This is a genomic window from Pontibacterium sp. (genome assembly GCF_041587635.1).
GTDB lineage: Bacteria > Pseudomonadota > Gammaproteobacteria > Pseudomonadales > Balneatricaceae > Pontibacterium.
The window spans coordinates 1-4,572 of record NZ_JBFGYC010000333.1 but is presented as its reverse complement, the minus strand read 5'-3'; the positions used below and the strand labels follow the sequence as shown (position 1 = coordinate 4,572).

Here is a 4,572-nt window from a genome sequence, read left to right as displayed (position 1 = left end):
TGCGGACTGGGTCAACTGGCTTGCCAAGATCGGCGATCTGATCGTCAGTGGTGAGACACGTCACTTTACCGGCTCACAGTTCCTGCAAGCGTTGCATTGGATTGATGGCAGCGACGAGATCTAAATCGTCACCGCCAACCATGGCAGAGGGTCAGATCCACTCTGCCATCTCCTCCCGACGGGATTTATGCTCTTTCAGATACACCAGGAACTCTTCTTCCGGCAGCGGTTTACTGTATAAATAGCCCTGAATCTGCTCACATTGCTCAGACGCCAGGAACGAAACCTGCGATGCGTACTCAACGCCTTCCGCAATCACGGTCAGATTCAAACTTTTACCCAAGGCGATAATCGCTCGGGTAATCGCCCGATCGTTTTCATCCACATCGAGATCCCGCACAAATGACCGGTCTATCTTCAGCTTATTGATCGGTAGCTGCTTCAGATAGCTTAAAGATGAGTAGCCTGTACCAAAATCATCAATCGCTAAGCTGACCCCAAGCGCCTTCAACTGAACAAGCTCTTCGACCATATCTTCCGGATTCTGCATCAGCGTGCTTTCCGTGATCTCCAGCTCTAGCGTCTCGGGCTGACAGCCGGTGTCAGCAAGCGCCTGCTTAACCAGCATCACCAGTGATTTACGCCGCAATTGCTGATTGGAGATGTTGACCGCCACTTTGCGCAGACTGTAGCCCTGAGCCCGCCACTCTGACATTTTGGTACAGGCTTCCATGAGCACCCATTCCCCGATCTGCGCGATCTGGCCGCTCGATTCGGCATAAGGGATAAAGTCATTCGGAGGAATTAGCCCTTTCTCTGGATGCATCCAGCGCACCAGCGCCTCAGCCCCAATCACTTCGCCGGTCGTCAGGCACACTTGTGGCTGAAAGTGCAGCAAGAATTGTTGCTTCTCGATGGCTTCCCGCAACTCATCCATCATCATCACCCGCTGACGGACTTCAACCGTCATATCCGGGGTATAAAAACGGAAGCCGTTGCGGCCATCCCGCTTGGCCTCGTACATAGCGGAATCTGCATTTCGCAGCAAAATTTCAGCGTCCAAGCCATCATCCGGGAACATGCTAATACCGATACTGGCTGTCACATGCAGTTCGGTACTTTCAATTGAAAACGGTTTCTGGAAAGCGCTGAGCAACTTATCCGCGATGACCGCAGCATCAGCCCGCTCGTTCAATAAACCGGTAATCACCGTAAACTCATCGCCGCCCAAACGCGCAACGATATCTTCTTCACGCACCACTCGTTGCAGACGCAGCGACACTTTCTGTAGCAGCTCGTCACCCGCCGAGTGTCCTAAGGTGTCGTTGATCTCTTTAAAATTATCCAGATCAATAAACAACAACGCGACAACGGCCTGAGTATTGATAGAGCGCTCGATCATCTGATTCAGGTGGCTCGCGCCCTGTAACCGATTGGGTAACGATGTCAGTTGGTCGTGTAATACCCGATGTCTTAGCTCTTCCGCCTGTTGGTTCAGGCCATCAATCATGTCGTTCGCACTGGCCGCCAGTGAGCGAAACTCATCAAAGTACACATCTTCAATATCAATATGCTGGCGACTGGTGGCGGAATGTTCAAAGCTGCACTGAATCAGACGAATATTACGCGCCAAACGATGGCCTATCAGCCACATCGCAGCCAGCACCACCAGCAGCGCAATCCCCAAAACAGATGCGGCACTGTAGATACGAACTTTCACCTGCTCCGCTAATAGCGATTCGCGACGTTTCAGCTCATGACGCACCGTATCAAGGTAAGCCCCGGAACCGATGAAGATTCCCCACTCATCCATTCCCAGAACGTAGGATATTTTTTCGGCAACTTCACCGGTGTTCTTTTTCCAGAAATACGTGCTGAATCCACCCTCTGGATTCTGTTTTGCCAGCGCGGCGTTTGCCTGTACCACTTTCTGGCCACGCGCGTCTTCGACATCCCAGATATTTTTCTTACCCGCGAAATACTGTCCGTTGGTCACGAACAGATCACCTTCATAGGAGTTGATAAAGAAGTAACCTTCTTCACGGGTACCGTAACTGAATTCAGAGACTTTCCTGAAAATCTGATGTTTGATCTCTTCCTCAAAGTTATCGAGGTATGCGCCCGTTCCAATGACCCAGTCGTAAGGTTTGAAGCGCTTGATGTAACTGAATTTACGGTGTTGCTCTCCAACGTAACCAGCGCGCGCCCACGGATAACTGATAAACCCTTCTTTTTGCTGTTTAGCCAGTTCACCCATTCGAAACACAACATCACCGCCGTTGGCATTAAACGCATCCCTTGCACTGCGACCCATAACCGAATCATCAGGTGGATAGAGTTTCATCTCACCGTCCAGCGTGGTGATGAAGTAATAACCGTCATCTTTCAAACGCATATCTTGCAGCGCAGCGATAATCATGTGCTGAATCACATCGTCTGAGTAACGATTTTTACTGCGCTCATAAATACTGGAGGCGATCATGTACGCATCATCAATACGCTCTTTCAGCGAGCTTTTGAGCTGCGACTCGGCATTCGCTTTTTCACGCAGCAGCAGTGACTTGACGCGCTGAACCTCTGCGCGCAGCACGACTTTCTGATTTTCGAGGTATTCAGATTCATAGCGCTGATTCTCCTCATCCAGCTTTCTAAACTCACTGCTGGTCCAGAGGTAACCCACCACCAGAACGGAGATAAAGAAGATAGCTCCTACCGGAAGTAACAGGGATTGAATAACGCTGTTTTTTGTTGATACACCGGGTATTGCCTTGTTACTACTCAAGTGCAAACTCCACCAACGGACGACGGGCATTCTGCACCTGAAAGCGGTTTAACAAACCAGCACATATTCCAGGGAGAATGTAAGCTCGATACTGCATGATCAATCTATTAAATTCAATAGGTTAAAACATCAAACCCATTGACCTGGCTCACGACTACCTGCGTCAAAACATCTGTTTAATACAGGGTATTTTAAGGGTTTGTCTCACAAGGTTTTTTCGCGAACTGGCGCAAAAAATGCCTCCAGCAAGATATGTGACGCCACTCAAAAGGTGTGCCTGTTAAGAACTAAAATAGCGATAAAGAACCTGACTTATAACAAATCAGATGGACACCTAAATGTGCATGCCCCTATATAGGTAGGTTCTCGGGTCGGTATAAAGTGCGGCGGACGCTCCATCCGCCTAACACCTTATATCAGGACAGGTTCTTTCAAAGGTCAGCTTTTTCAGATGCCTGCTGCATCGACAGATGAGGTTCGCCATCCGGCTCACTGCCGGTTTCCAATGGCTCTATACCTAGCATAATACGAGCATCTTTGTAGCGCGGATCAGACCAGAGGACCGTATTCGCCTGTAGCTCAGCGGCCATCCAGTGGCTACTGAACATCCGATCAGCCTCATCAAGATATGCCGCATAACAATCTGTAGGACTGAGTTGACGACGAATAAAATAATCCGTCGCACGTTGTAATCCCTCTTCCAGCAACGATTCAGGCAATGACCCCAATCCTTCAGCGGACAATGCTCCCTGAGACATAGTGCAACTCCTTTCACTGTGTTGGCGTGCCGAAGCTGACAACTTTCCCTGTAATTCCAAAATGGAGATTTGAACCATCCATACAGAATTACGACCACACGGTTTAAGTGTATGCTGACACCCGCGTTATACTTATTTTTCCGCTTGTTATGCCTATAGCGTATGAACTTTACCCTTCGCAAATTACAAGCAAAACTTACAATCTCATCATAAGGTACAGTAAGTATTTCTTGCAATGCTTTATACAAGGAATACTTGTAGTCTGCGATTTATGAAAATGACCATCGGACAACGGATCGCGAAAGCCCGCGTCAGTGCAGGCCTCAACCAGTCTCAACTGGCCGCAGAATTAAGCGTTGCACCCCAATCTGTTCAACAGTGGGAGCGTGATAAAACCACACCGAGGCGTACCCGCGTCGAGTCGCTGGCAGAGTCACTTAACGTCTCACCTGAATGGATTTTGTTTGGAAAAGAACCAGCATCCCCCTCCCGTAGCACCTCCTCCTATGGAATTGCCGAGGCCCAGCATGCTTATCGGGTCACCGGGGTAGTTACCTCCGATGAAATCTCAGATACTGTGTGTATTCCAGTCTTGAATTCAGCTGCACAAATGACTGTAGGAGAAGAGGTTGAGATGGATCTGGCCGCTACACAGATCGTTCTGGGAAAAACACTGTTAGAGCAATACGGATTGTCGGCAGATGACAGCGCGGCCCTGATCGCCGTTAACGATGATATGGCACCGCGTATCCGAAGGGGCGATACCTTATTGATCGACTGTGCAGACAAAACCGCACAGGATACAGCTATTTACGCTATTGCCGTCGGGCATCAGGTTAAATTCCGACGCTTGATCGCACAACTCAACGGTGACTGGCTTATCACCTGTGATAACACCGGGGCTCACGATTGTCGCGAAGAAACACTCAGTACAAGCGACTTCGAACAACTCAACGTGATCGGCCGGGTGGTGATGGTGATGGGTGGGGTTTGATCCAATATCCGATACGTATCAAATACAATAAAATACGA

3 protein-coding genes are annotated in these 4,572 nt (G+C 49.3%); 1 reads left to right on the top strand and 2 read right to left on the bottom strand.

Annotated features, from left to right (window positions below; translation table 11 throughout):
* Nucleotides 1-151: 151 nt before the first annotated feature.
* Both ABYW01_RS14795 and ABYW01_RS14790 read right to left on the bottom strand, forming a co-directional pair.
* Entirely contained in the window at nucleotides 152-2,782 is a 2,631-nt protein-coding gene (locus ABYW01_RS14795; RefSeq protein ID WP_372834052.1) for an EAL domain-containing protein, read from the bottom strand.
* Between the two features lie 431 nt (nucleotides 2,783-3,213).
* The gene (locus tag ABYW01_RS14790; protein ID WP_372834050.1) at nucleotides 3,214-3,540 is read right to left on the bottom strand and encodes a hypothetical protein; all 327 of its coding nucleotides are present in this window, start codon (nucleotides 3,538-3,540) and stop codon (nucleotides 3,214-3,216) included.
* 271 nt (nucleotides 3,541-3,811) lie between these two features.
* Here ABYW01_RS14790 and ABYW01_RS14785 point away from each other — a divergent pair, with 271 nt between their 5' ends.
* Nucleotides 3,812-4,534: a helix-turn-helix domain-containing protein gene (locus ABYW01_RS14785; protein WP_372834047.1), complete on the top strand. Its 723-nt coding sequence runs from the start codon at nucleotides 3,812-3,814 to the stop codon at nucleotides 4,532-4,534.
* Nucleotides 4,535-4,572 lie beyond the last annotated feature (38 nt).